General features: G+C 70.1%; 22 protein-coding genes and 2 pseudogenes. 13 read left to right on the top strand and 11 right to left on the bottom strand.

Annotated features, from left to right (window positions below):
• The 6 genes and pseudogenes from M2283_RS45370 to M2283_RS45345 all read left to right on the top strand — a co-directional run.
• Positions 1–743, top strand: a 743-nt coding sequence (locus tag M2283_RS45370) for an integrase core domain-containing protein (RefSeq protein WP_432423224.1), incomplete at its 5' end; no start/stop codon positions are given.
• 212 nt (positions 744–955) lie between these two features.
• Positions 956–1,858, top strand: a complete 903-nt coding sequence (locus M2283_RS45365; RefSeq protein WP_280882460.1) for a hypothetical protein — start codon at positions 956–958, stop codon at positions 1,856–1,858.
• Entirely contained in the window at positions 1,855–6,264 is a 4,410-nt protein-coding gene (locus M2283_RS45360; protein WP_280882459.1) for a caspase family protein, read from the top strand. Before M2283_RS45365 ends, M2283_RS45360 begins: the two co-directional genes overlap by 4 nt.
• Positions 6,158–6,526 (top strand): annotated as a pseudogene (locus M2283_RS45355) (helix-turn-helix domain-containing protein); the annotation flags it as partial. The gene M2283_RS45360 and the pseudogene M2283_RS45355, both read left to right, overlap by 107 nt.
• Positions 6,527–6,601: 75 nt before the next feature.
• Positions 6,602–7,195 carry a hypothetical protein gene (locus M2283_RS45350; RefSeq protein ID WP_280882466.1) on the top strand — a complete coding sequence of 198 codons (594 nt, stop codon included), beginning with the start codon at positions 6,602–6,604 and terminating at the stop codon, positions 7,193–7,195.
• A 384-nt stretch (positions 7,196–7,579) separates the two neighbouring features.
• Positions 7,580–7,783: a hypothetical protein gene (locus M2283_RS45345; RefSeq protein WP_280882458.1), complete on the top strand. Its 204-nt coding sequence runs from the start codon at positions 7,580–7,582 to the stop codon at positions 7,781–7,783.
• Positions 7,784–7,957: 174 nt separating this feature from the next.
• Here the strand turns inward: M2283_RS45345 and M2283_RS45340 are convergent, their stop codons facing one another.
• Positions 7,958–8,104, bottom strand: a complete 147-nt coding sequence (locus tag M2283_RS45340) for a hypothetical protein (RefSeq protein WP_280882457.1) — start codon at positions 8,102–8,104, stop codon at positions 7,958–7,960.
• Here M2283_RS45340 and M2283_RS45335 point away from each other — a divergent pair.
• On the top strand, positions 8,090–8,221 hold the full coding sequence (locus M2283_RS45335) for a hypothetical protein (protein ID WP_280882456.1): 132 nt from the start codon (positions 8,090–8,092) through the stop codon (positions 8,219–8,221). The genes M2283_RS45340 and M2283_RS45335 overlap by 15 nt on opposite strands.
• A 1,000-nt stretch (positions 8,222–9,221) precedes the next feature.
• On the opposite strand, the gene M2283_RS45330 is transcribed toward M2283_RS45335, so the two are convergent.
• From M2283_RS45330 to M2283_RS45305, 6 genes are all read right to left on the bottom strand, one after another.
• Positions 9,222–9,752, bottom strand: coding sequence for a DinB family protein (locus tag M2283_RS45330; protein ID WP_280882465.1), 531 nt, complete (start codon positions 9,750–9,752; stop codon positions 9,222–9,224).
• A 281-nt stretch (positions 9,753–10,033) separates the two neighbouring features.
• Positions 10,034–11,137 carry a Gfo/Idh/MocA family protein gene (locus M2283_RS45325; RefSeq protein ID WP_280882455.1) on the bottom strand — a complete coding sequence of 368 codons (1,104 nt, stop codon included), beginning with the start codon at positions 11,135–11,137 and terminating at the stop codon, positions 10,034–10,036.
• 69 nt (positions 11,138–11,206) lie between these two features.
• Positions 11,207–12,328: an XdhC family protein gene (locus M2283_RS45320; protein WP_280882454.1), complete on the bottom strand. Its 1,122-nt coding sequence runs from the start codon at positions 12,326–12,328 to the stop codon at positions 11,207–11,209.
• On the bottom strand, positions 12,321–14,447 hold the full coding sequence (locus M2283_RS45315) for a xanthine dehydrogenase family protein molybdopterin-binding subunit (RefSeq protein WP_280882453.1): 2,127 nt from the start codon (positions 14,445–14,447) through the stop codon (positions 12,321–12,323). The genes M2283_RS45320 and M2283_RS45315 overlap by 8 nt, the downstream gene beginning before the upstream one ends.
• A complete protein-coding gene (locus M2283_RS45310; RefSeq protein ID WP_280882452.1) occupies positions 14,444–15,436 on the bottom strand; it encodes an FAD binding domain-containing protein in 993 nt (330 codons plus the stop codon). Before M2283_RS45310 ends, M2283_RS45315 begins: the two co-directional genes overlap by 4 nt.
• Entirely contained in the window at positions 15,433–16,011 is a 579-nt protein-coding gene (locus M2283_RS45305) for a (2Fe-2S)-binding protein (protein WP_280882451.1), read from the bottom strand. The genes M2283_RS45310 and M2283_RS45305 overlap by 4 nt, the downstream gene beginning before the upstream one ends.
• Positions 16,012–16,250: 239 nt before the next feature.
• On the opposite strand from M2283_RS45305, the gene M2283_RS45300 reads away from it, so the two are divergent.
• Positions 16,251–16,829, top strand: a complete 579-nt coding sequence (locus tag M2283_RS45300) for a TetR/AcrR family transcriptional regulator (protein WP_280882450.1) — start codon at positions 16,251–16,253, stop codon at positions 16,827–16,829.
• 130 nt (positions 16,830–16,959) lie between these two features.
• On the opposite strand, the gene M2283_RS45295 is transcribed toward M2283_RS45300, so the two are convergent.
• The 3 genes from M2283_RS45295 to M2283_RS45285 form a co-directional block, all read right to left on the bottom strand.
• The gene (locus M2283_RS45295) at positions 16,960–17,724 is read right to left on the bottom strand and encodes a hypothetical protein (RefSeq protein WP_280882449.1); all 765 of its coding nucleotides are present in this window, start codon (positions 17,722–17,724) and stop codon (positions 16,960–16,962) included.
• Between the two features lie 43 nt (positions 17,725–17,767).
• A complete protein-coding gene (locus M2283_RS45290) occupies positions 17,768–18,595 on the bottom strand; it encodes a hypothetical protein (RefSeq protein WP_280882448.1) in 828 nt (275 codons plus the stop codon).
• A gap of 81 nt (positions 18,596–18,676) precedes the next feature.
• Positions 18,677–18,877 carry a hypothetical protein gene (locus M2283_RS45285; RefSeq protein WP_280882467.1) on the bottom strand — a complete coding sequence of 67 codons (201 nt, stop codon included), beginning with the start codon at positions 18,875–18,877 and terminating at the stop codon, positions 18,677–18,679.
• Between M2283_RS45285 and M2283_RS45280 the strand changes: the two are divergent.
• The 3 genes and pseudogenes from M2283_RS45280 to M2283_RS45270 form a co-directional block, all read left to right on the top strand.
• Positions 18,852–19,187: pseudogene (locus tag M2283_RS45280) on the top strand (GNAT family N-acetyltransferase); the annotation flags it as partial. The gene M2283_RS45285 and the pseudogene M2283_RS45280 overlap by 26 nt on opposite strands.
• A gap of 226 nt (positions 19,188–19,413) precedes the next feature.
• Positions 19,414–20,202: a hypothetical protein gene (locus M2283_RS45275; RefSeq protein ID WP_280882447.1), complete on the top strand. Its 789-nt coding sequence runs from the start codon at positions 19,414–19,416 to the stop codon at positions 20,200–20,202.
• Complete coding sequence (locus M2283_RS45270) at positions 20,195–20,581, top strand: GntR family transcriptional regulator (protein WP_280882446.1); 387 nt, start codon at positions 20,195–20,197, stop codon at positions 20,579–20,581. The genes M2283_RS45275 and M2283_RS45270 overlap by 8 nt, the downstream gene beginning before the upstream one ends.
• A gap of 236 nt (positions 20,582–20,817) precedes the next feature.
• Here M2283_RS45270 and M2283_RS45265 read toward each other — a convergent pair whose 3' ends face one another.
• Complete coding sequence (locus M2283_RS45265; RefSeq protein WP_280882445.1) at positions 20,818–21,150, bottom strand: hypothetical protein; 333 nt, start codon at positions 21,148–21,150, stop codon at positions 20,818–20,820.
• 369 nt (positions 21,151–21,519) lie between these two features.
• On the opposite strand from M2283_RS45265, the gene M2283_RS45260 reads away from it, so the two are divergent.
• Both M2283_RS45260 and M2283_RS45255 read left to right on the top strand, forming a co-directional pair.
• A complete protein-coding gene (locus tag M2283_RS45260) occupies positions 21,520–23,253 on the top strand; it encodes an IlvD/Edd family dehydratase (protein ID WP_280882464.1) in 1,734 nt (577 codons plus the stop codon).
• A gap of 47 nt (positions 23,254–23,300) precedes the next feature.
• Complete coding sequence (locus M2283_RS45255) at positions 23,301–24,488, top strand: fumarylacetoacetate hydrolase family protein (RefSeq protein ID WP_280882444.1); 1,188 nt, start codon at positions 23,301–23,303, stop codon at positions 24,486–24,488.
• Positions 24,489–24,740: the final 252 nt, after the last annotated feature.

The following is a 24,740-nucleotide window of genomic DNA, read 5'->3' as shown; positions in this document are numbered from 1 at the left end:
CGCCTGGTCATCGGCGGCCACGAACTCGGTCACGGTGTCAGTCACTTGATGTCTCTTCCATGATCATCAATTACACCGGTGAGCGTACAGACCCGTTCCTCGATCCGTGCGGAGCCAGCAACCGGACGCCAGTCAAGATCACCGCCCGCTGGGCCGGCCACATGGTGCACCTGGACGTGAAGAAGGTCGGACGGATTCCCCACGGTGGCGGCTGGCGTATCCACGGTCGCGAATCCAAACAGGCCAAGGCAGCAGGCCGCGCGAAGTCAGCGGGCGCGAAGCGTGGCTACGTATACCTCCACTCCGCCATCGACGGCTTCTCCCGGCTCGCCTACACCGAGCCGCTCGCTGACGAGAAGGGCGCCACGGCAGCCGCTTTTCTGGCCCGGGCGAAGGTCTGGTTCGCCGCCCACGGCATCAACCACCTCCAGCGCGTCGTCACCGACAACGGCGCCTGCCACCGCTCGCGCGACTTCGCCCGCATCATCGGCAACCGAACCCGGCACCAGAAGACCAAGCCCTACACGCCCCGCCACAACGGGAAGGTGGAACGCTACCAACGGATCATGGCCGAAGAGGTCCTCTACGCCCGCGAGTTCACCAGCGAAGAAGACCGCGCCGCCGCCCTCAGCAACTGGAACATCCACTACAACTACCACCGCCCGCACAGCGGAACGGGCGGCCTGCCGCCCGCAGCACGCCTCAAGAACGGCGTCACCAACGTTCGGCCCTCCTACACCTAGACCCAACCCCGTACGCCGCCTGTACGCCCTGTAGCGCCCCCGCGCAGCCCTCTGGCTGGTGATCATGGAGACGGCCCGGACGCCCCAGGAACACTGGCCGAAGGTGTCGGCGCCGGAGAGGCGTTGGCAGGGGGCGCCTCGCACCGCAGTGTCCCATCGGTAGGATCTCGGGCCTACTCGGCACTTGACGGACCTGCGGGGGAAGCAGACCGATGGCAGCTATCGTGATCGTGCACGGCGTCGGAAACCAGTACCTGGGCAAGTACACGCTCCACAGCAGCATCGCGCCCGCGCTGCTGGACGGCGTACGCCTGGCCGACGGCCCGCCGCTCAAGCCCGACGACGTGGAAGTCGCCTTCTACGGACACTGGTTCCGACCGCCCGGCACCACCTCCGCCAAAGGCGAACCGGCGTACGCCCACCGTGATGTGACGGATCCGTTCGAAACCGAACTGCTGCTGGCCCTCTGGCGAGAGGCGAACCGGCTGGAGCCGGACCGGGTGCCCGCGCCGGACCTGACGGGCACGGCGGACACCGGCACGGCACGGAGCAAGGCCGCCGTACCGTACTCGGTGCAACGAGCGCTGTACGCGCTCAGCAGGTCGTCGTTCCTGTCGGGCGTGGCCGACCGCTTCCTGATCGGGGTCCTGAAACAGGTACACCGCTATCTCACCGACGACCTCGTCCGCGACAGCGTCCAGCAGGAGATCGCCGACTGTGTGACCCCCGAGACCCGCGTGCTCGTCGGCCACTCCCTCGGATCCGTGATCGCGTACGAGGCGCTGTGCGCCCACCCCGAGTGGCCCGTCACCGCCCTGATCACCATCGGCTCTCCGCTCGGCATCCCCAACCTGGTCTTCGATCGGCTGCGACCGGCACCCCAGGCGGGCCGGGGTGCGTGGCCCGGTGGGGTGCGCAGCTGGCACAACCTGTGCGATCGACGGGACGTCGTCGCCCTCGCCAAACGGCTCGCCCCTCTGTTCCCGGACCCGAGGAGCACGGTCGACGACGTCCTCGTCGACAACGGCTGGCGAGCCCACGCCCTCGAACACCACCTCACGGCCGCCGAAACCGGCGCCGCCATAGCCGAGGGCCTGGCCGGGGGAGCGCGATGACAGACTCCGCCGTACCCCGGTGGGCTCTAGTCGCGGGAAACCGGGATTACGAACACTTCGAGCAACTGCCCTACGTCGACCTGGACCTCGACGTCATGGCCGGACTGTTGTCCCGGCTCGGTTACGGCACCGCGCGCCGGATCTCCGGCTGCACGACCGAGGGACTGCGCACGGAGCTGGCCGACTGGGCCACGGCCGAGTCCGACGACGACCACGGCAAGGGCACTCTGGTCCTCTACTACTCAGGCCACGGCGACCGCAGCGCCGACGACCGCCACTACCTCCTGTGCAGGGACAGCCGCCCCGGGCGCCTCAAGGGCACGGCCCTGGCCACCGAGGACGTAGTCGGCATCGTCACGGAGACCGGCTTGCGGCGCCTACTTCTGATCATCGACACCTGTTACGCCGGCCAGGGCTCCGTCGATGCCGTCCGTGAACTGGCCCGCAGCCTGACCGCGACGCGCGAGGCCGACCAGCACCGCCTCACGTCGTTCTCCGTCATCGCCGCCGCCCGGCCACTCGAACTCGCCGCGGACGGCGCCTTCGCCGAGGCCCTGCGCGACGCCGTCGACGACCCGACCCTCGGTGGCCCGCGCCAGCGCAAGCTATTTGTGGAGCAGGTCGTCGACAGGGTCAATGAACTGCTCGCCGAACGCAGCCCCGGCCAGCACGCGACCTTCGGCACCCTGTGCGGCGACGAGGTCTCTCTGTTCCCGAACCCTCGGTACGCACCAGACCTTCCGGCGGCGGGCGTCGACCTCTCCGAGCAATCCGTCGCGCTCAGCGCGGAAGGGCGACGGCGGCGGGAGGAACTGGTCAGCCACTTCGGACCACGTGGTCGGGGAACGGAACGGGCCGCCGAGCGGGGGACGTACTTCACCGGGCGGCGTGAAGCGTTGCGAGCCCTGGTGGCGTGGGTCAACGGGAAGGAAGACGATCAGGACGTCGTCCGCCACCTCATGACGAGCGCGGACTCCCTGCCGCGCTGGACGGTGTTCAGTGCCCAGAGCCAGCTCGTGGTGACCGGCAGCCCTGGTGTGGGCAAGTCCGCACTGCTCGGCCGTCTTGTCGTGGAGAACTCCGAGGTCACCCGTCGGCCCGACCTGAGCGAACTGAGCGAACGGACCGGCCTGGCCGATCCACGAGACCTTGAGTGGCTTCTCGGCGTCATGCAGGAACAGGAAAGGGGGAGTATCCACGCGGCGATCCACGCCCGTCACAAACTGCTGTCCGACGTGGTCGCGGCGGTCGCGGACGCGGCTGGGCTGCCGGGCGGCACCGGTCGGGAGGAACTGCTGCATGCTCTGGCGGAGCGGTCCGAACCGCTCGTCCTCGTGATCGACGCCCTGGACGAGGCGGGCACGGCGAGTGGTGAGGGCAGAGGCGGCGAGGCCGAACACATTGCCTCGGTCCTTCTCGCACCGCTTGCGAGGATCCCGTGTGTACGGCTCCTCGTCGGTACCCGACGGAGGGTTGTCGAAGCCCTGGGCAGTCGGTTCACGACCCTGGACCTGGACGACCCGCGATGGGGCAGCAACCTGGACGTGGCCGATTACGCGCACAAGCTGCTCCGGGCCCCCGACGGTCTCGGCAGCACCGGAGCGTACGAGGATACCGCCGGCACCTGGCGGGTCGCCCAGGCAATCGCCGCGTACGCCGCGGGCAACTACCTCGTCGCCCGTCTGATCGCCCGGGCCCTGGCCCACCGCCCCGGCCCCCTCGACACCACGGTTCCCGGCTGGCGGCAGCAGATCCCGCGTCCCACGGACACACCGTCCCTCCCGGCCGGCCCCGTCTTCCGCTGGGCCCTGCGCGACCAGCTCCACGAACACGCCGACCGGGCCCGTTCCCTGCTGCTTCCCCTCGCCCTGGCCCAGGGTGCGGGGCTCCCCAGTGCCGCGGTGTGGCCGGCGGTCGCCTCGGAGCTGACGGGCGTCCCGGTGACGGCGGACGACATCCGGTGGGTGATGCGGGCCGCGGGCGCGCACATCGTCGAGGAACTGGACGCCGACGGGCGCTCGGTCTACCGCCTCTACCACGAGTCGTTCGCGTACGAGTTGCGCGCGGATGTGGCACCTGGTGCCCTGACCGCCGTCACCCGCGCCCTGCTCTCCCTCGTCCCCACTGATGCGGCAGCGGGCCTGCGTGACTGGTCGGGAGCGGACCCTTACGTCCTGGCCCACCTCGCCACCCATGCCGCGGGCTGCGGCCTCCTCGACGAGCTGGTGTGCGACCCGGGATTTCTGGTCCACGCCGAACCGGCGGCCTTGCAACGGGTGCTGCCGGTCGTGCGGTCCACTCAGGCAAGAGCCGCGCGGGCCCTCTACGAGCAGGTGGGGCCGGAGCTGTCCCGGGAACCCGATCCACGGGCGCGGCTGGCTCAACTCCGGCTGTCCGCGCTCCAGTCGGGCGCCCATGAGCTCGCCGAAGCGGCAGGGGTCCGGGGCGGCGAGCATCTGCCGTGGGACACCGAGTGGACCGTGCCCCTCGATGACAGGGCGGCGGGTTACCGGGCGATCGGCAGTTACGAGGGTGAGGTGACCGCTGTCACCCTGCTGGAGTTCGACGGCCGGAAGGTGGTCGTCACGGCGGAGACCCCGAACCGGGTACGGCTGTGGGACTTCGCCACGGGAACGAGCCTGGGCGAACTGCGGGGCGCCGCCGATCATCCCGTTCGGGCCCTCGCCCCGCTGCCCGGTGCGGAGTCCTCGCGGCTCCTCGTCCTGTCCGGTGCCCAGGAGGGGTTCGGTTCCCGGGCGGTGCTCGGGCTCTTCGATCTGCGTACCCTCGCCCCCGCAGGACCCTCGGTGCCGACTCGGGCGTTCGCGTGGGCAGTCACGGACGTCGAAGGCCGGTCCGTCGTGGCGCTGCTGGAACCCGGAGCGATCCTCCTGGTGGATCCGACCGACGGCAGAAGACTGACGCGTGTCCTGGTGCCCCAGGTCGGACACACACCCCTGTGGTGGTACGGCTCACGCGGCGGCTGGCGGATCGGCATGGGCATGCGCGCGGGGCAACTCGTGGTGGTGATCGCCGGCAGTGACGTGGACAGCGTGGGTCACGGACGGATCTGGGAGTGGGCCGTCGACCCGAGCGCCGGGTGGCAGACAACGAGGTCCTCCCAACCACGCCGCGCCAAGGGCGACGTGATCCTTTCCGTGGCTGTATGGGAGGACAGGACGTGGGTGGTCTCGACGCTCGCAAGTCCGCCGGTGGCGATGGAAGGGCAACGCAAGCGGACCGTGCGCAGCAGCACTCTGGCCGAATGGACGGAGTTCCGGCGATTGAGCTGGGCGGAGCTCGTCTCGGCTCCCGATGAGAAGTTCCTGCTCTGCTACGGAGAACCCGACGACGAGCTCGGTGTCGTTGGCATCGACGGCCGCCTGCAGGCCGCCGCCAGGATCAGTGGATCCCCCGCGTTCTTCCGCCATGTCCAGACCGACACCCAGGGACATCACGTCCTGTCCTGGCAGGGCGACAGCCCCACTCCGAGGGTGTGGACCCTGCGGTCACCGGCGGGTCCGCCGAGCCGGCGGAAACACCACAACCGGCTCCGGCCCACCCTGAGCGCCGGTCAGTACGCCGGCCGTCAGTCGTTCTTCTTCCTCGACAGGTTCCTCGACGCCGCCACGGGGGACGATGTGACTCCCCCGCGGGGGCACGCGGCCTCGAACAGCCGCACAGTCGGCCACCCGGAACTGCCACCCCTGCGATACAGCTGGCAGGACTTGTTCTGGGGCCCGACCCACGTGACCATCCTCGACAAAGACCCGCGTGACCTGCGGCTCCCGAACCGCCTGACACCAGGACTCGGCCGGCTCCAGGGCAAGGACGTGATCGTCGGCCCGCACAGCAACTGGTTCAGAGCATGGTCATTGGAGGGAGAGCTGGTCGGGCAGTGGCACACACGCGGCAACGGGGTATCGGTGCAGTATGTCGAGCACGAGGGAAACCTGCTCGCTGCGGTGCCGCACGCACAGGGCGGTGGGATCCAGGTCTACTCCTTCCCGGACGGCGCTCCCGGTTTCTCTCTGTTCGGGTCTTCCGTCTCTCCGCTGAGTGGCCATCACCTGGGCCTGTGGCGCGGCGAACCGGTGATCGGTGTCCTGCTCGACGGCGGAATCTCGGTGTTCCACGCCCTCTCGGGCAAGCCGCTGTGGCGTTACGAGGACCTGAGCCACCGCCGTGCATACCCGGTCCTCCGGCTGCTGACGGTGCACGGCCGCCGTCTCGTGCTCGTCGTCCGCCCCGACCAGAGCCTGACCTTCCTGGATGCCGACGCCGACCGAGTGGCCTTCCGTGTCCATCCCGGTGCCAGGGTGGACGCCCTTGCCCTCGCGGGCGAAGACCTCCTCGGTGTCCTCACCACGAAGGACTTCACCTGTCTCCGTCTCCCTGCCCCCTGAGGCGACACCTCACCGACCTCGCCACCTCACCCCCGTTCCAACGTCCCGGATACGGCCGGATTCCGAGAGCCCGGCCGCTCCACCCTCGTCCAAGGAGGCCGGCGGGGAGCGGCGCGTCCCTGGACTGCGTCGTGAAGAACTGGCCCGTCTGGCAGGCATATCGGTCGACTACCTGGTGCTGCTGGAACAGGGCCGCGCTCGCAACCCCTCGGCCCAAGTGGTCACCGCTCTGGCCAGAGCACTGCGCCTCGACCCGTCCGAGCGTGACCATCTGTTCCGCTGCGCCCAACTCGCACCGCCCTCTGCCGGGAACGTCTCCAGGCACATACCCGCGAGCGTGCAGCGACTGGTCCATCAGTTGGGAGCGACTCCCGCCGGGATCTTCGCTGCTGACTGGACCATCATCGGCTGGAACAAGATGTGGACGGCCGCGGCCGGCGATCCCCGCGCGTACGGCTGGGAGGGGCGCAGTCTCGTCGCCGGGATGTTCCAGACGAGAGCCAGCCGAGACCGGGACCCGATTGCGGCATGGCCCGTCTGGTCATGGAGAGGCAGCGACGCGGAAGAGGAGGACCTCGTCGCCGACCTGCGTGTGACGGCGGCCGCCCATCCCCAGGATGAACGTCTTGCCTCATTCGTCGAAGGCATGCTTCGACGGGAACCAGCGTTCGCCCGACTGTGGTTCAACGGCACTGCCACCCCCTGGGCCGGCGACCGCAAGACCATCGAACATCCACGGGTGGGTGACATCACCCTCGATGTCGATGTCCTGATGCCTGCCGGCACCGACCTCCGGATCCTCACGTGTGCGGCTGCGGCCGAGACCACTGACGCAGAGAAGCTGGATGCTCTACGTGCGGCCTGTCATCTGCCCGGAAACAGCCTGACCCGCCCCGATCCAGAGGTCTCCAGCCCTGATCAAGGACTGTGACCCGGGCTGCCGACCGGCCTCACCTACCACTGAGGTCTTGCCAGGATGAAAACTTCTCAGTGAGCTGGTGATGCCGTGCGCCGTTGCCGTTTGTGGTCGGTCGGCGGATCGTCGTGTCCCAGGACGTGGTCTTGGAGGCGGCGATGGTGTCGTGGTTGGAGGAGCTCGATCGGCGGGAGGCTGCCGCGCGGAAGCGGATTGAGGAAGCTCGAGCCGGCAACCCGCGATCCCCGCCCCCAGCCCGACGTGTCCGCGCCTCCGTGCCCTCTCCGCCGCTGAACACCACCGGCGACGCGGGCACCGATCGGCCCACCTGGTGCGCCTGGGTCTCCGAAGCCGACCTCGCCGGCCTTCCGTCAACTGCTGGACGACGCCTTCTCCCGGATGCGCCCGCTGGGCGCCTTTGGGCATGGTCAGCACGATCACGGGCTGCGGCCCGCGGCGGCCGCCGCCACCCAGTCCCTGCTCCTGGCCCGCCGCATCGGAGCACCGCGCTGCGTCCGCCTCGTCGACGACCTGCTCCCCCGCTTCGAGCCCTACGCCCACGCCTCGGGGGTAGCGGAGCTCCTCCAGCTTGCCGCCGCATAGGTTCTCGTCAGGTTGCGGGCCGAACGCAACAGCGGTCGTGTGAACCGCTTCGAACACACCAGCAGTCCACTTCGGGAGGGGCCCAGGTCCTACTCGGCTGGCCAGCACGCGGTCGAACACGAAGAACCATGACTCCCCCGCCGGTTGCCGAGAATCGGTCCCAGCACGGCGGAACTACCAGCCCATGTCGCGGGCGACCTCCTGCTGGGCCGCGGCGATCTCCTCTGCCGTCAACCGGGTCACGTCGGTATCCGCCGCCCACTCCAGGCGTGACAGCAGGTCGGCCAGAGCCTGCTTCTGGGCAGGGTGGGTGATCGGCACGCCTCTCCCGACCCCGTCAAGAAGGGCAAGACCCTCACCGTCACCGGCACCCTGACCCGCGCGAACTGGAACACCAACACGTACGCCGGCTACAGCGGCCAGAAGGTCAAGCTGTAGTACCGGCCCAGGAACAGCAGCACCTACACCGCGCTCAAGACCATCACAGCTGGCAGCGCCGGCGAGCTGAGCGCGACGGTGAGGGCCACCGCCAACGGTTACTACCGCTATGCCTTCGCGGGCAGCGCCACGAGTCCGGTCGCGACCGCAATCGGCGACTACATCGACGTGAAGTCGCTGGTCCAGCCGCGCAACAGCCGTCCCGTTCCGCGATCGGCGCCGTGGCGTGCTCGCTGCGAGGTCCAGTCCGAGGGCGGCCGTGACCTCGCTCGGCATGGAGTCAGCCCTGTACGAGCCGGCCGGCGGCGGCGCTGAGGCGGTTGTGCGCGGCCCGGGCCTCGGCGGCGCGCCGGTCACGATCGGCCTGGTCGCGGGGCGCGGGCAGGGTAGCGGGCGGTCAGCTTTTCGTGTCGGGCCGCCCGGTTCTGTCAAGATCCGTCCCATATCCCCAGACGCTTGAGCCTGCGCTGTCTCCGCCGCCCCGCAACGGCCGTGAGGCTGAAGACAAGTCCCATGAGCAGCCCGAAGACCACCGCGAACAGAGGATCGTCGGGTTCCTCCTCACGCGACACCATCGGCAAGAAGAGTGTGAGGGAAACGGCCACGCTGAGACCAGTGCCGATCGGCTTTCGCGCCACCCACTTCTGCACCCGAGTCGGACGCCGTTGTCCACCCATGGTCCGATCCAGAGCCCAGTACGCACCGCTCGCAGACCGTAGCCAGTCCGCCAGGGCAGGAGGATGTGGGCCAGTTGAGTGAGCAACCGCTCGGTTGCGGGGTGCCGTACTCACCGACCGCGCCGACGAGTTCGCACCCAATGCGGCGGGTGTGACCTCACGTCCTTTGCCGACGTCGGGTAGTCCAGGCAGTTCATGTCCGACCTCGCGGCCTCCTGTGACTCACAGAGGGCTCTCTGCGTATCGGCAGGGGGCTCTCTTCGTGCTGTGACAGTTGGTCGGTCGTCGCCATTGTGGGCGGGGTTCTCAACAGGGCTGCAGCGTCAGGTCAGCACCAACCAGCGTCGGCCGTCGATGAGCTCTCGTGCCGCATCGAGGTGGCCGGCGTGGCACGCGGTCTCGGTGATGACGTGCAGCAGGACATCGCGCAGGGTGTGCAGATGCGGCTCGCCGAACAGGTCGTGAGGCCACCACGCCAGGGCGGCGCCGGCGGGAGTGGTGGTGATGACGGCGTCGGAAAGGTCTGCCTCCTGCCGGTATCCGTCGAGGACGTCGGTGGCCCGTGTTTCCGGGGCCACGTTCCATGCTTCGTCGCCGCTCGTCAGACCGTGCATGATCTTCTCGTCTCCGGCGACAACTGCGCGGAACCAGAAGCGCTCGACGTCCAGCGCAAGATGCTGGACCATTCCCAGGCAGTGCCATCCGGATGGCAGCACCGGCCGTCGCAGAGCCTCCTCGTCGAGCCCGTCAAGGGTGCCGAGGACGTGGCGGCGCTGCCCGTCCAAGACTCGAAGAAGCGCGCTGACCTCAGCGTCGGGGGCTGTTTCGCTCGTATTTTCGGTCACGGCATCCAGGATCCCCCCACTCCTTTGGTGATGCAGGGAGTTCTGTAATGCCTGGGGCACTCCGCGCCATGGGCGCCGCACCGGTCTGCGCCCTGCGCAACTGCGAACCGCCCCTGCGCCTGCTGCTGGCAGTAACGCCTACGCCTGCGGACGCGCGGCCTGGGCGAGGCGCCTCGCGGAGGACGAGAAGTGGCAGTCGCTCAGCCTGTCCACCGACCACGACGAGGTGACGGCCCAGAACGCCGAGCGGTGGCTTGCGAACTGACTCCTCGGCGGCCTGCGCTCGGGGGTCAACTGCCTGCCCACGGCTGCTCCGTGGTCGTCACGGGCGTCCCGGTGCGGGCCGACTCCTCGCAGGCCAGCGCCAGCAGGTGATCTTGGCAGCCGTCGGCCAGCGGGTACGGTTCCGGGCCCGCGTTCCGTAGCCACGCGCCCGTCCGGCACAGCAGGTCCACGACGGCGAGGTCGTCCTCGGACAGGCTCGCGCCCACGTACTCGTTGCGCCACACCACGTCGCCGTCGAAGGAGATGTGGTGGACCTCGGCCCCCTCCAGGTTGAGGTCGGTGCCGGTACGGCGGCGCGTCAGCGCGGACTCCACCGGAGTGCGCGGGTCGGCCATCCGCACCACGGTGTCGTCGACGATCTCGCCCAGCGATCCCCGCACCACGATCCGGCGGGTCCGCAGCGGGTTCCACCACTGGTTGTCCGTGAAGTCGTAGAGCGCCGTACGGGCCGCGCCGAAGTCCAGCAGGGCGAGGGTGGTGACGGCGTCCTTCGGATTCGGGTCGTCCGTCCAGCCGGCCGGCGTCAGCGGATCGGCCAGCGGGGCAGTGAAGGCGCGCGCGGTGACGGTCGCGGGTGCGAAACCGACGCCCAGCGTGTGCCGGATCAGCGACATCGCGTGGTACATGTGCGTCGAGGACACCTGTACGGAGGTGACCTCGCCGATCACTCCTCGCCGTACGAGGGCGAGCCGGGCGGCGTGGCCCGGCATGAGTGTGTACTGCTCCGCGACCTGGACGAGGGCGCCGCCCCCTGGGCGCTTCGCGGCGCCCACGGCGTCCCACAGCCGGCCGAGTCCCTGCACGTCGGGTGCGGGCGGGGTCTCGGCGAGCACCGGTGTCCCGCGCTCGACGAGCTCCCGTACGGCCTGCGGCGTGACCTCCCACGGCACCGACGGGATCACGAACTCCGGTGCGGTGTCGCACAGTTCGTCGACCGTACGGAAGGCCGGCACGCCCCATTGCGCCGCCACGCGGGCGGCGCGGTCGGCGGAGCGGGTCACTACGCCGGCGATCGCGAGTCGTTCGGGCAGTGCGCGCGCCAGCCGTACGAAGAACTCGGCCCGCCAGCCGCTTCCCACGATGCCGAACCGTATGGGTGCTGCGCTCACTGCCCGCTCCTCCCGCATCCGGGCCGCGAGTCTAGGCTATGTCGTGACGGCCGCCGTGGGCCGCGTGCCTCAGTGAACGCCGCTTCGGTGGATGGGCCTGCCGGCTCCGGTCAGGGGCCGGCCGGTCCCGCCGCGGCGGGTCGCGACGATCTCGGCGGCGATCGACAGGGCCGTCTCCTCTGGGGTGCGGCCGCCGAGGTCGAGACCGATGGGCGAGCGCAGGCGCTTCAACTCCTCTTGTGTCAGGCCTGCTTCGCGCAGCCGCCGGTCACGGTCGAGGTGGGTGCGCAGCGAGCCCATGGCACCCACGAAGGCGACGGGCAATCGTAGGGCGACCTCGAGCAGGGGGATGTCGAACTTGGCGTCGTGGGTGAGTACGCACAGGACGGTGCGGGCGTCGGTCGTCGTGCGGAGCAGGTAGCGGTGCGGCCAGTCCACGACGACGTCGTCGGCCTCGGGGAAGCGTGCCCGGGTGGTGAAGACCGGACGCGCGTCGCACACAGTGACGTGGTAGCCGAGGAACTTGCCCGCGCGCACCAGTGCAGCGGCGAAGTCGACCGCGCCGAAGACGATCATCCGGGGGGCGGGCAGGCTCGATTCGACCAGCAGGGTCAGTCCGCCGGGGCAGTGCGAGCCGTCCTCGGACACCTCGACCGTGCCGGTGCGGCCGGCGTCGAGCGCGGCTCGTGCCTCGGCCGTGGCGGTGCGGTCCAGGTCCGCGTGACCGCCGAGGGTGCCCTCGTACGAGCCGTCGGGGCGCACGAGCAGTCCCGCGTCGAGGCGCGCGGCCGGGCCGCGGACGACGCGGACCAGGGCGACCGCCTCCCCCGTGGCGGCGAGGTCCAGCGCGGCGCGCACCAGGGCCCGCAGCGGCGCGTCGACGGGCAGCGGGGTGACCAGGACGTCGAGGACGCCGCCGCAGGTCAGCCCGACGGCGAAGGCGTCCTGGTCGCTGTAGCCGAAGCGCTCCAGCACGCTGAGGCCGTTCTGCATTGCCTGTTCGCACAGGTCGTACACCGCGCCCTCGACGCAGCCGCCGGACACCGAGCCCATGACGGCGCCCTCGGTGTCGACGGCGAGCGCGGCGCCGGGGCCGCGTGGTGCGCTGCCGCCGACGGACACCACGGTGGCGACGGCGACATCGCGGTCCTGTGCGAGCCACCGTCGCAGGTCGGCTGCGAGATCAAGCAAGGCGAACCGCCGTCAGGACGCGGTCGGGGCGGATGGGCAGGCTGCGGTGGCGGACCCCCGTCGCGTGCCAGACGGCGTTGGCCACGGCTGCCGCCGCGCCGACGATGCCGATCTCGCCGATGCCCTTGATGCCGACGGGGTCCTCGGGGTCGGGATCGTCCACCCAGTCCGCCTCGATGCGCGGCACGTCGGCGTGTGTGGCGATGTGGTAGCCCGCGAGGTCGGCGCCGAGCGGGCCGCCGTAGACGGTGTCGCGCCTGGCCTCCTCGTGCAGCGCCATCGAGATACCCCAGATCATGCCGCCGGTGAACTGCCCTTTGGCGGTGAGGGGGTTGACGATGCGGCCTGCGGCGAAGATGCCGAGCATGCGGCGCACCCGCACCTCGCCCGTGGCCGTGTCGACGGCGACCTCGGCGAACTGGGCGCCGAAGGAGTGGCGTTCCTTGCGGGCGAGCGCGGCGATGGCCTCGGTCGTGTCGGACCGCACGGTGATGCCCTGCGGCGGGATCTCCATGCCCGGCACCAGCCGTTCGCGCAGTTCCCCGGCCGCCGCCATGACGGCCCAGGACCAGGAGCGGGTGCCCATGGATCCTCCGGCGATCATCGCGGGGCCGTACGCGCTGTCCCCCAGCCGCACCAGGATGCGCCCGGTCGGCACCTCGAGGGCGTCGGCGGCGACGAGCGTGAGTGCGGTGCGGGCTCCGGTGCCGATGTCGGCAGCGGCGATGCTGACGGTGAAGCTGCCGTCGGCCTGCGCCGTGATCGTCGCGGTCGACGGTGCGGCACCGGCGCCGAAGGAGGCTCCGGCGGTGCCGGTGCCGAGGAGCCAGCGCCCGTCGCGGCGCACCCCGGGGCGCGGGTCGCGCTCGGCCCAGCCGAAGCGGCGGGCCCCTTCTTCGAAGCAGGCACGCAGGTTGCGGCCGGCGAAGGGCAGGCCGGAGACCGGGCCCTTCTCCGGTTCGTTGCGCAGGCGCAGTGCGATGGGGTCCACGCCGCACTTCTCGGCGAGTTCGTCGAGGGCGGCCTCCAGGGCGAAGGAGCCCGGCGCTTCGCCCGGCGCGCGCATCCACGTGGGGCTGGGGACGTCGAGCCGGACGACCTGGTTCTCGGTGTGGTGCGCGTCCGCGTCGTACATCACCCGGGCCACGCCGGCGCTCGGTTCGACGAAATCGTAGACGGTGGAGGTGCGGCTAAGGGCGCGGTGGTCCAGGGCGCGCAGGCGTCCGTCGGGGTCCGCGCCGAGCCGTACACGCTGGATGGTGGGGCTGCGGTGTCCGGCCAGCGTGAACATCTGACGTCGGGTCAGCACGACGCGTACGGGCCGCTGCAGGACGGTGGCGGCCATGACGGCCGCGACCTGGTGGGCGCGTACTCCCTTGCTGCCGAAGCCTCCGCCCACGTGCTCCGAGCGTACGCGCACGGACTCCGGGTCGAGGGAGAAGAGGTTGGCGAGCTCCGCGACGACCCAGGTGGCGCCCTGGTTGGAGTCGGTCAGCTCCAGGCGGCCGTCGTCCCAGCGGGCGGTGGCCGCGTGGGGCTCCATCGGGTGGTGGTGTTCCTCGGGCGTGGTGTACTCGGCGTCGATCACGACCGCGGACGCGGCGAGTTCGCTCTCCAGGTCGCCCTTGTCGGTGACGGCGGGCATGTGTCCGTCCACGGGGTAGGCGTTCGGGTCCCCGCCGGTGAACTCGACGTCGTGGGGCTGCTGTTCGTAGTGGACGACGAGTGCTTCCGCGGCCTCGCGTGCCTGTTCGGGAGTCTCGGCGACGACCAGGGCCACCGGCCAGCCCACGTGCGGCACCTTGTCGTTCTGGAACACGGCGCAGGTGGGGTCGGGCCTGGTCCCCAGCATGCCGACGAAGTCGGTGTGCAGGCGCAGGGCGTTGCCGTGGTGGAGGACGGCGAGGACGCCGGGCATCGCGAGGACGGGCTCGGTCTCGATGGCCTCGATACGGCCGCGGGCGGCGCTGGAGAGGACCAGCCAGCCGTGTGCGAGGTGGGCGAAGGGGACCTCCCCTGCGTAGCGCGCCTTGCCGGTGACCTTGTCACGGCCTTCGACGCGGACGTGCTTCGTGCCGACGGCGCGTACCGGCGCGCCCTTCACGGAAGTCGAGGTCATCGGCCGGCCTCCTCGGCGAGTTCACCGAGCACGGCCACGGTCAGGTTGCGCATCAGGGTCACCTTGTAGGCGTTGTGCGCCAGCGGTCTGGCCGCGGCCATCTCGGCGTCCGCGGCGGCTCCGAAGGTCTCGGTGACGGCCTGCGCCCCGATGAGGATGCGTTCGGCCGCTCGGGCTCTCCAGGGGCGGCTGGCGACCGCCCCGAAGGCCACGCGGGCGTCGTGCACGACGCCGTCACGGACGTCGAGCGCTGCCGCGATCGAGCCGATGGCGAAGGCGTAGGACGCACGTTCGCGTACCTTGCGGTAGCGGGAGTGGGCGGCCACGGGTGACGGCGGCAGGGTGAGGTGGGTGATCAACGCGCCGGGCGGCAGGGCCGTTTCGCGGTGCGGGGTCTCGGCCACGGGCAGGTACAGCCACCCGATGGGCACCTCGCCCGGGCCGTCGGCGGTCTCGTAGTGCACCACGCCGTCGAGGGCCGCCAGGGCGACCGCCATGTCCGAGGGGTGCACGGCCACGCAGTGCGAAGAGGCGCCGAGGACGGCGTGGTTGTGGTGCTCACCGCGGATGGCGGGGCAACCGCTGCCGGGGTCACGCTTGTTGCACGGCTTGGTGAGGTCGGTGAAGTAGGCGCACCGCGTGCGTTGCAGGAGGTTGCCGCCGACGGTGGCCATGTTGCGCAGCTGGCCCGAGGCGCCGGCGAGGACGGCCTGCGTCAGCACCGGGTAGCGGCGCCGCACTTCGGGGTGCGCGGCGAGGTCGCTGTTGGTGACGGTGGCACCGATACGCAGTCCGTCGTCGGCGGTGGTCTCGATGCGGTCCAGTGGCAGTTCGCGCACGTCCACCAGCCGGGCGGGCCGTTCGACGCCGCTCTTCATCAGGTCGACCAGGTTGGTGCCGCCCGCGAGGAAGCGCGCGTCGGGGTCGGCGCCGAGCAGTGCGACCGCGCCCGGCACGTCGGCGGCCTTCTGGTAGGTGAACTCCTTCATGCCGCCTGCTCCTCCGAGTCCGCTTGGGTGCCGGCCGGCTGTATGGCCCTCGTTCCGGCTGCCTGTGCGACGGCGTCGACGATCGAGGCGTAGGCGGCGCACCGGCACAGGTTGCCGCTCATGCGTTCACGGATCTCCTCGGCGGTCAGTGGCGGCGGTCCCGACTCGGGCCGCAGGTCGTCCGTCGCGGCGCTCGGCCACCCCGCGGCGTGCTCCTGGAGCGCACCGATCGCCGAACAGATCTGTCCCGGCGTGCAGTAGCCGCACTGGTAGCCGTCGAGGTCGAGGAAGGCCTGCTGGACGGGGTGGAGCCGCTCGCCGTCCGCCACGCCCTCGATGGTGGTGACCTCACGCCCCTCGGCCGCCACCGCGAACTGCAGGCACGCCACGGTGCGGCGGCCGTCGACCAGTACCGTGCAGGCACCGCACTGTCCCTGGTCGCAGCCCTTCTTGGTGCCGGTCAGGTCGAGGCGCTCGCGCAGCGCGTCGAGGAGCGTGGTGCGGTGGTCGACGGGCAGCGTGAACTTCTCGCCGTTGATGTGCAAGGTGATGACGCTGGACGTCGGTAAAGCCATGAGCCACTTCTTTCAGGGATCTTGACGGAAACCGAAAGGGTCGTTCCGGGGGAACCGCGGCAAGGACCGGAAGCCGTTGCGCAGTGCGCGTCCGGCGACGGTGCACGCGGGCTGCGGTACGAGTGGGGGCAGGGCTAAGATGGCGGAAACGGACAGCTGTCCGCTCTTCGGCAAACGTAACGGACAGCTGTCCGCTTAGCAAGGACGGGTTTCGGTCCAGGGCCCGTGAGGAGTCCCGCGTGCAGCAGAACGACAACGCACCCCTGCGCTCGGACGCGCAGCGCAACCGCGAGCGCATTCTCGATGTGGCCATCGCGGAGCTGACCCACTGCCCGGACGTGCCCCTCAGCACCATCGCCAAGAAGGCGGGCGTCGGCCAGGGCACGTTCTACCGGAACTTCCCCAACCGCGAGGCGCTCGTCCTGGAGATCTACCGCCACGAGATGCGGCAGGTGGCCGAGAGCGCGACCCGGCTCCTGGAACAGCTGCCGCCGCAGGAGGCCCTGCGTACCTGGATGGACCGGCTGGCCGAGTTCGCCATGACCAAGGCGGGCCTGGCGGACGCGATCCGCCTGGCCGCCAGCGCTCCGGGCGGCCCCGCCAAGCCCTCCCCCACCTCCGTCATCGACGCGGCCGACCTCCTGCTGCGCACGAACGAGGAAGCGGGCACCATCCGCCCCGGCGTCACCTCCGACGACTTCATGCTCGCCATCGCCGGTCTGTGGCAGATCACCCCGGCCGAGGACTGGCGCCCCCGAGCCACTCGCCTCCTCGACCTGGTCATGGACGGCCTCCGCGCCGGGGCACCGCACCGCTGACGGCGAACAGCGGCCGAAGCCGCCGGGTCAGGGCCGGATCGAGTCCACGTACTCCTCGTCGACGCGCACCGCGCCGCCTGTCGTGGCTGATGTCTGGTCCGAGCTGAGGGTAGTTGGCGCCAGGGGCGGCTCACCCGTTCCCTGCGGCCACGTACAGGGGGTAGGCGAAGAGGTCGTGGCAGCGCAGGGTGCGCCCGCCGACGTTGACGATCTTGTTCTCCGAGACCGACCGCACCCGGTAGAGCGCCGTGACCGTGCGCATGTCGCCCTTGACGCCGCCGTTGCGCTCCAGGATGTTGACCGGCGTCGCGTAGTCGTCCCGCGACGTGTCGGACCCGGCGCTTGCTTCGGGTGCCGCGCCGGCGTCGTGCAGCGTGCGCAGCAGGACGTTGAGCGCGGTCATCGTCGAGTAGGCGCGCTCGGCGGGTTCGTCGTCCCAGTAGCCTTCGAGCAGATACACGAACATGCCCGTCGCCTCCTCGTCGCGGACGCCCGCCGCGTCGCGCGACGACGGGTTCTCCAAGGGGTTCGACACCCATACCGCGAGCTCGCGCAGTCCGCGCGGGGCACCGCCGCCGTCCAACGTGAAGATCACCTTTCGCGCCCGCATGGTCTCCAGCACGAACGTGGCCTGTCCTTCGTCTACATCGTCCAGGGATGCCGGGCGGGTCGTGCGCAGCTCGCCCCTCTTTCGCAGATGTCGGGTCACGGACTCGGCCAGTTCGTGGTCGTTCGCGGCGCGTTCAGCCGACCCCTGCTGGTGTTCGACCACGGGGCCGGTGAGGCCGAGGGCGACCCGCCACTGGCGGTTCTTGGCCTTCGCGGCCGTCGCGCCGATCTGTTCGGCGTAACTCACCAGCCGGGGCCGGTCGATGTACAGGTAGTCCCGGAACACGGGCGATCCCTCCTGGCAGGAGCAAAGGACGTCACCTGGGCGCTCAGCCGCGGCCCCGGGCGGTGATCAGGTGGTCGCGCGCCTCTTTCAGCGCGCGTCTTTCGGTGCGCGGCAGGGACTTCCCCTCGCGCGAGGCCAGCCATGTCTGCAGGACGGCGATGGTCTGATCGCGCGCCTCGGGGTCCCTCGGCTCACCGTCTGCCATCAGGACCGCCAGCACGGCCCGGCTCACCGTGCCCCGGTCGCCGGAGAACTCGCCCCGGTCCATCGCGGCGAGCGCCGCCAGGCCGTGCTCGAGAGCCTTGCCCCGGTCGTCGTCGTCATCGTCCCATTCATCGCCCGACCGCCACAGATCGCGAAAGGCCAGGGCTGCGTTATAGCGGGCCATCGCCCGCAGGTCCGCCTCCTCGTCCGGCAGCAGCGCCAGCGCGCTCTCCAGATGGCCGGCGGCACGCCGGAGCACCGATCTGTCGACTCCGTCGGCACTCCACGACAGCTTGGGGAGCGCCCCGCCTAGCTTCAGGTGCGCTCCGGCCGCGGTGATGGGGAAACGGGCGGTGTCGACGTGCCGCAGGATCGCCTCGCTCTGCCGGATACCTTCTTCCCGATCGTCCGCCGCGTCGGACGCCTCGGACTGGCGCAGTGCGAAGAGGACTTCCCGGGCGGGCTCGATCTCGGCCGGGTCGTCGGAGAAGGCCTGGTCGGCGAGCGCCGCGATCTCGGCGATCATCGGGGAGCCCGACCAGTCGGACTCCGTCTCCCCCTGGGCCAGCTCGCTCGCCCGCAACAGGACGATCATGTCTATGCCGTTGGGTTCCACCTCGCCGCCCATCAGCATCAGGATCAGGTCGTCGAAGTCGGCAGGTCTCATCCGCGTCCCCGGATGGCGAGTTCGGTAGGGCATGGTGCACACGCACCATGCCCTACCGGCCGCGACGCCAACCCTGGCCCGTCAGAGCACCGGCGCGTCCACCCGCTCCACCTTCTGCGTGCCGCTGCGGGTGCGGTACGAGCAGGTCCACGACGACGTCGCCGTCGGGCTCTTCTTGTCCGAGAGGATGTAGTAGTCCACCTGCGCGCGTTCCGGGATCACGTCCAGCACGCTGTAGCCGTGGGAGCGGTCGGACCTGCTGCCGCTGCCCGTCGAGCACACCGAGGAGATGGCTGCCGTGCTGTCCGACCCAGCCCTGCACAGCTTCATCGGCGGCGCTCCGGACGCCCCGCAAGCCCTGCGCTACCAGCGCATGACGGCAGGCTCTCCCGATCCGGCCATGTCCTGGCTGAACTGAGTGATCCGGCTCCATGACAAGTCCTGCCTGACGGGCACAGCCCAGGCCAAGGTCAGCCCCGCCAGCCACAACCCTATTGCCGAGATCGCCTGAGTGGTGGAGACCCCGTGGCAGGGAAGAGACACAGCCACCGAAACAGCCCAAGGACTCGTCAACTGGCTCAGCCGGCAGCCGCCGGGCTCACACCGAGGCATACCGATGAGCGCGGGCTGACCTTGCTGGACGTCGGCGCCGGGAGGCAGTTCGGATACAGGCGGCCGAGCTGTTCGAGTAGGGCATCAGACCGCCGGACGTTCCAGCCTTCCCCAGCTCCTCCTTGTATCAAGCATTTGACACAAGATGCCACCTGAGGCCATCTTGTACTCGCCACTTGGTACAAGATGGTCTGGGGGACCTCCGTATGCTCGACACTGCCCCGCTCCAGCAGCGATTCCTCGACCACGCCGACCAGTACGCCCGATGGTCCGGCCTCGCCATCGGCATCATGGCCGCACAGGCGCTGTCCACACTCGGACAGATCGAGTTCGAGCAGCGCGTCGTGTTCTGCATCACGGCTTTCGGCATGTGCACGGTGGCAGGTGTCCTTCTGGCAGACGCGCTGACTCTGCTTCCCCTGGACGCGGTACGCACCGCGAGTCTCGCCCCGCGCATGGTGAGAGACCATGTGCCACCACGCATGGGTCCCCTGATCGCCCTTCAGGGGGTCACGCTCATCGTGCTGCTGGCAATCACAGCCGCTACGGCCTCCCTCGACTCCGACCGTATCCTCAGTAGCGGCAAGGTCCTTACCGTCGCCTGCAACGGGATTCCGGCGACCCTGGGCCCCTGGCCCGGTCTGTACTACAGCCTTCCGATGTTCGGCGCGCTCGCCATAGCCACCCCTACCTGCGTGTGGGCACTGCGCCGCATCGCTCACGGACCAGGTGGGGAACAGCAGCGTCGCAACCGTGCGTGGGCAGTGACCGGGGCTTGGGGCCTGCTCGTGTCGAGCCAGCAGTTGTACGCAGTGCTGATGGTCACCATCTCCCTCATGGAAACAGGTTGCGCCGGCACGACGGGCGCACTCACCTTCTGGGTGTTCTACCCACTGGCCTTGCTGAACCTTTTCACCGTCATCTGGTCTCTGCTCACGGTGGTGGCCCCGCGAGCCGTCGACGACGCGGCGGAAAGGGACTGCACCGGTGAATGAGCCTGCCGTACGCGTCGACACCACCAGCCAGATACCGCCGTACCTGCAGATCCGCGCACAGCTCGGCGCTCTGATCGTCACCGGCCGGCTGGTCGAGGGCGAAAGGCTGCCGACCGTGCGCCAGCTGGCCACGGACCTCGGCCTCGCACCAGGTACCGTGGCTCGCGCCTACCGCGAGCTGGAGGCCGAAGGCCTGATCCGCACTCGCCGGGGGGCCGGCTCCCGGGTCGCGGCGCCCCCAGCCCGGCCGACCCACAACCATGCCTCTCAACTCATGACCCTTGCACGTGAGTTCACTTTCTCCGCCCGCGCTCTGGGCGCTGACACGGAGGCCATCCTCGCCGCCGTCCGCGACGCCCTCGACCCGGAAATGCACTGAGTCGACGTTACGTACTGGCCACGGCCCGTTGGGATGATCTTTCTCGAGTGCCTGATGGGTCTGGGGTGTTCGCTGTATCCCGCGGTGCATGACGTACGCGGATGGAGGTGGGCTAACGCCTGCGGGACGTCAGCGCCGGGAGAGGGTACAGATGCAGGCGGCTGAGCTGCCCGCCGCTTCCACCAAACCCTCGCCCGGTCGACGAGCAGCGGACTGTGCCCGCCGCATGCTCCACCTCAGGCGTCCACCGCCTCCCACACGACGGGCACTCCGCAGTGTCGCGAGCATCCCGCAAGGTCACGGCCCTCGCCCGCACGCGGCGAGTTCAGGCCACCGGCGTGCCAGAGGCGGTTCTCGAACAGCATCACGTCACACGGGCCGACGGCCAACGCGGTCGTGCTGTCCGTCGTCGTCGCGCCCTCCTTGCCGTCGGTGCTGCGATCCCGCCCGATGACGCGGTTGCTGGCGAGTTGATCCGTCGCTGCGGCGGCGGCCTGCCACACCGGCACCGCCGCCGTCGCCGTCCCTGCCGGGTCCATCGACCCGCCCGGCGCCATCACCCCGGGCACGCGGACGGTCCGCGGAGCGTCGGGCGGGATAGAGGGGAGGTGGATGAGGGTGCTTTGCGCGGCGGGGGTGGCGCGGCGCCTTCTTCGCGGCCGGTGAAGAGTTCCCAGAGGGCGCGGATGGGCATGTCGGCCTCCGCTGGGTGCCGGAACGATCCGTCCAGGTGGAGGGTGTACTGATTGCGTCGCCCGATGCGTTCCCTATGTAAGTAGGCGGCCTGTTCAAGGTCGGTCACGATGGCCAGGACAGTGCGTCCGGTGATCCGGCATGCTGCGGCGATGCCCCGTAGCCGTGCGGCCGGGTCGCGGGCAAGGGTCAGCAGTACCCGTGCAAGGCTGGTCAGGAAGGTCCATCGTTCAACCTGGCTGTTCATCGGGGCTCAGAAGACGAGCCGCCGCAGCCAGGCATGGTTCGGCGCACAGGGCCGCAGCGGGATGGTGCACCGCTCCTGGATGCGCAACCAGGGATTCGGACACGAGGTGTTCGACGGGCGTCCGGTCATCGGCATCGCGACCAGTACCTCCGAACTCACCCCGTGCAACGCGCATCTGACACGCGTCGCCGAAGCCGTCAAGCGCGGCGTGTGGCAGGCGGGCGGCCTGCCGCTGCAGTTCCCCACCATGGCCACCGGCGAGACCCTGATGCGTCCCACCGCCATGCTGTACCGCAACCTCATGGCCATGGAGGTCGAGGAGCTGATCCGGGCCAATCCGCTCGACGGTGTCGTCCTGCTGTCCGGCTGCGACAAGACGACTCCCGCCATGCTCATGGGCGCCGCCAGCGTCGACCTGCCCGCCGTCATGGTCACCGGCGGGCCGATGCTCAACGGCAAGTACCGGGGCCAGGACGTGGGATCCGGTACTCAGGTGTGGAAGTTCGAGGAGGACCTCAAGACCGGCCGGATGACCGAGGAGGAGTACTTCTTCGCCGAGGGATGCATGGCCCGTTCCAACGGCCACTGCATGACGATGGGGACCGCCTCGACGATGGCCTGCCTGGCCGAGGCGCTCGTTATGCAGCTGCCGGAGTCGGCGGCCTGGACCGCGGTCGACTCCCGGCGGATGGAAGTCGCGCAGGCGGCGGGGCAGCGCATCGTAGGGATGGTGGAGGAGGAGCTGCGCCCCTCACAGATCCTGACCCGGGAAGCGTTCGAGAACGCCATCCGGGTCAACGCGGCCATCGGCGGCTCCACGAACGCCGTCATCCATCTCACCGCCATCGCCGGACGCGTCGGAATCGAGCTGAACCTGCGGGACTTCGACAGCCTGGTCCGCGCGGTACCGACCCTGGTCAACCTGATGCCGAGCGGCAAATACCTCATGGAGGACTTCTGCTACGCGGGCGGCCTGCCCGCCGTCATGGCCGAGCTGCACGGCGGCAAGCTGCTGCACGGCGGACAGATCACGGTCACCGGACGCACCATCGCCGAGAACACCGAGAACACCGAACGCGTCGACGCCGACGTCATCACCCGCCTCGACGCCCCCGTCCAGCCGGCCGGCACCGGAATCGCCGTGCTCCGCGGCAACCTGTGTCCCGACGGCGCTGTGATCAAGCAGTCCGCCGCCTCACCGCACCTGCTCACCCACCGCGGCCCCGCGCGAGTCTTCGACTCCCCCGAGGCCGATCACGAAGTGGCCGACGACCCGGAACTCGACATCGACGAGAACACCGTCATCGTCATCCGCAACGCCGGCCCCAAGGGCTACCCGGGCATGCCCGAGGTAGCCAACGTCCCGCTGCCCGGCAAGCTGCTGAAGGCCGGCGTCACGGACATGGTGCGCATCTGCGACGGCCGGATGAGCGGCACCGGGTATGGGACGGTGGTCCTGCACGTGGCGCCCGAGGCCGCCGTCGGCCGACCTCTCGCCCTGGTGCGCGACGGGGACCCCGTCGTCCTCGACGTCCCCAACCGCACCCTGCGCCTGGACGTGGACGACACCGAGCTCACGCGACGCCGGCAGGCACGGAGGGCACCCGCCGAGCGGCACACCAGCGGCTACTCCTGGCTCTACACCCAGAACGTGGAACAGGCCGACCAGGGCGCCGACTTCGGTTTCCTGCGCGGAAGCCGTGGACACGAGGTCCCTCGCGACTCCCACTGAGCCCGCCCCGGGCGACCGTATCCCTTTTATCCAGGAGAGCATCGATCGTGGAATCAGCAGCAGCGCGCCCTCATCCCGTCCTCACAGCCGGCTCCGTCCTGCCGCAGGACGCCGACCGGGCCGCACTCGTCGCGCGCGTCCACAACCCGCAATGCGACGGACCTTGTGTGGCCGCGGTCCGCGGCGAGCAGGTCGTCGACCTGACGGCCGTCGTACCCACCGTCTCCGACCTCATGGAACGCGACGACGCGGCAGCAGTCGTCCGCGAGGCCGAGGGCGGACAGGTCTGGCGTCTGGACCAACTGCTCGCAGCACCGACCGGCCGGCGTGACGTTCCGCATCTGCTCGCCCCCATCGACCTGCAGGTGATCAAGGCCGCGGGCGTCACCTTCGCCCGGAGTCTGCTGGAACGCGTCATCGAAGAGCGCACGGGCGGCGATCCGGCGCAGGCCGCGCAGGTGCGGGCCCGCATCGGGCAGGTGGTGGGCGGCACGCTCGCCGGCATCCGTCCCGGATCGCCCGAAGCCGACAAGGCCAAGGAACTGCTCGTCTCCGAAGGGCTGTGGTCGCAGTACCTGGAGGTCGGGATCGGGCCGGACCCGGAAGTGTTCACCAAGGCCCCCGTACTGTCCGCAGTGGGCACCGGCGCCGACGTCGGAGTGCTCGGCGCCTCGGTGTGGAACAACCCCGAGCCCGAGGTCGTCCTCGTCGTGGACTCGCGCGGCCGGGTACGCGGCGCGACGCTCGGCAACGACGTCAACCTCCGCGACATCGAGGGACGCAGCGCCCTGCTGCTGGCGCGCGCGAAGGACAACAACGCCTCCTGCGCGATCGGCCCGTTCCTCCGCCTGCTCGACGAGGACTTCGACCTCGACACCGTACGCGGACTCGACATCGACCTGCGGATCGACGGCACGGACGGCTACGTACTGCACGGCAGCAGTTCCATGCGCGAGATCAGCCGCGACGTACTGGACCTGGTAGCTGCCACACACGGTCCGCATCACCAGTACCCGGACGGCTTCGTGCTGTTCACCGGAACGCTGTTCGCCCCCACCGAGGACCGACAGGCACCTGGCGCGGGCTTCACCCACGAGTACGGCGACATCGTGCGGATCTCCAGCCCGCGGCTCGGCGCTCTGCTCAACACCGTCGTCCCCAGCGAGCAGGCCGCGCCGTGGACGTCCGGTGTAGGAGCGCTGATGCGCAACCTCGCCCGGCGCGGCGTGCTCTGAGCGGACGAGGGCTCCTGCGGCCGTCACCGCGTTCGGGGCCGTGTGCACAGCGCCGCCGCTGCTGCGACGTGCGCTGCACACGGCCGGTTCATCGGGGCTCTCCTTTGTGGATACCCCCGGCTTCAGCCGGGGGAGGAAACGAAGCTCCTGCGAAGCAGGGCTGGTGGAGCCGGTTCGCCGCCCGGGCGGACCGGCGTGCGTCGTCCACCGGCCGACACCTGTCGATCACACGGGAGCTGATAGAACGTGAGG

The sequence above is a fragment of the Streptomyces pseudovenezuelae genome, assembly GCF_029892565.1.
In the GTDB taxonomy this organism is placed as follows: Bacteria; Actinomycetota; Actinomycetes; order Streptomycetales; family Streptomycetaceae; genus Streptomyces; species Streptomyces pseudovenezuelae_A.
Note: the sequence above shows the minus strand (reverse complement) of the source record. Positions and strands in the feature narration are given on the sequence as shown.

Bases quoted from the DNA above. Each gene is read 5' to 3' on its own strand.
- M2283_RS45365 (WP_280882460.1), top strand. From the start codon at position 956: ATGGCAGCTATCGTGATCGTGCACGGCGTCGGAAACCAGTACCTGGGC.
- M2283_RS45310 (WP_280882452.1), bottom strand. From the start codon at position 15,436: ATGAAGGAGTTCACCTACCAGAAGGCCGCCGACGTGCCGGGCGCGGTC.
- M2283_RS45305 (WP_280882451.1), bottom strand. From the start codon at position 16,011: ATGGCTTTACCGACGTCCAGCGTCATCACCTTGCACATCAACGGCGAG.
- M2283_RS45275 (WP_280882447.1), top strand. From the start codon at position 19,414: ATGCTCGACACTGCCCCGCTCCAGCAGCGATTCCTCGACCACGCCGAC.
- M2283_RS45315 (WP_280882453.1), bottom strand. From the start codon at position 14,447: ATGACCTCGACTTCCGTGAAGGGCGCGCCGGTACGCGCCGTCGGCACG.
- M2283_RS45360 (WP_280882459.1), top strand. From the start codon at position 1,855: ATGACAGACTCCGCCGTACCCCGGTGGGCTCTAGTCGCGGGAAACCGG.
- M2283_RS45345 (WP_280882458.1), top strand. From the start codon at position 7,580: ATGCGCCCGCTGGGCGCCTTTGGGCATGGTCAGCACGATCACGGGCTG.
- M2283_RS45290 (WP_280882448.1), bottom strand. From the start codon at position 18,595: ATGAGACCTGCCGACTTCGACGACCTGATCCTGATGCTGATGGGCGGC.